This window comes from Pseudomonas brassicae (assembly GCF_010671725.1).
In the GTDB taxonomy this organism is placed as follows: domain Bacteria; phylum Pseudomonadota; class Gammaproteobacteria; order Pseudomonadales; family Pseudomonadaceae; genus Aquipseudomonas; species Aquipseudomonas brassicae.
Genome location: NZ_JAAHBU010000626.1, coordinates 1 through 1,134 on the forward strand (window position 1 = coordinate 1; position 1,134 = coordinate 1,134).

1 protein-coding gene and 1 pseudogene are annotated in these 1,134 nt (G+C 68.0%); both read left to right on the top strand.

Annotation, left to right across the window (positions count from 1 at the left end):
• The coding region (locus G3436_RS26740) for a sigma factor-like helix-turn-helix DNA-binding protein (RefSeq protein ID WP_178116628.1) at positions 1 to 208 on the top strand (208 nt) is incomplete at its 5' end.
• 66 nt (positions 209 to 274) lie between these two features.
• A pseudogene (locus G3436_RS26745) lies at positions 275 to 1,134 on the top strand (FecR family protein); the annotation flags it as partial.

The following is a 1,134-nucleotide window of genomic DNA, read 5'->3' on the forward strand; positions in this document are numbered from 1 at the left end:
TGCCGAACAGCTGCTGCGCCGCCTGAGCGTGTCGCTGGGCCAGCTCAGTGCACGCCAGCAACGCATCTTCATTCTCAGCCGGCTGCATGGCGCCAGCTACCTGGAAATCGCCGAGCAGTTGAACGTCTCGGCCAGCACGGTGCAGAAGGAACTGAAGCTGATCATGGCGATCTGCGTCGGGGTGGCCGATCGCCTCAATCGCGATTGAGCCGGCTTGCCACACATGCCGATACACTTGATCATTGCCTGAAACACAAGACTGCCAAGACCCACCGTGACCGACCCTGCCCCTCATCGCCCTGCGCCGCCAGACCCGGCTGCCTGCGACAGCGCCATGGACCAGGCGCTGGACTGGTTGATCCGGCTGCAATGCGCCACGCCTGAAGACACCCGCGCGTTCGAAGCCTGGCTCGCAGCGACCCGGCGAACGCCCCGGCGTATGTGCGCGCCGAAGCCCTGTGGCACGGCGACAGCGTGCGCGAGGCCGCCGTGGTGTTGCAGCAGTACCAGCGCCCCGCTCGCCTGGCCCGCCTGCGCCCGTACTGGAAACCGCTGGCCGCCGCCGCCGTGTTGCTGATCGGCGTGTTCACCGTCGGCAACCTGCCCATGCGCCTGCAGGCCGACCACCTCACCGTGGTCGGCGAGCGCCAGCGCTGGAGCTGCAGGACGGCTCCAGGGTGCTGCTCAATACCAACTCGGCGTTTTCCAGCGACATCAACGAGCGCCAGCGCGTCGCACGCCTGTACCAGGGCGAAGCCTATTTCGAAGTGCCCGGCGGCCAGGCCCAGCCCTTCGAACTGCGCGCCGGACCGTTGCGCGCCAGCGTGCGCGATACCGACTTCGCGGTGCGCTACCTCGACGGCCAGGCTCAGGTGCGCGTGCAGCGCGGTGACGTCGACCTGCTGGCCAGCAGCGACCAGCGTATCCGCCTGAGCGCCGGCGACAGCATCAGCGTCGGGCCCGACGGTTTTCGGCCAGCGTGAGCGCCTCGACCAGCAGAAGGACCTGGCCTGGGTGCACGGCCGGCTGGTGTTCGAGAACTGCCCGCTGAGCCAGGTACTGGCGGAGCTTGGGCGCTACTACCCAGGCTGGATCATCAGCACCAACGAGCGCCTGCAGAGCGTCGCCGTCACC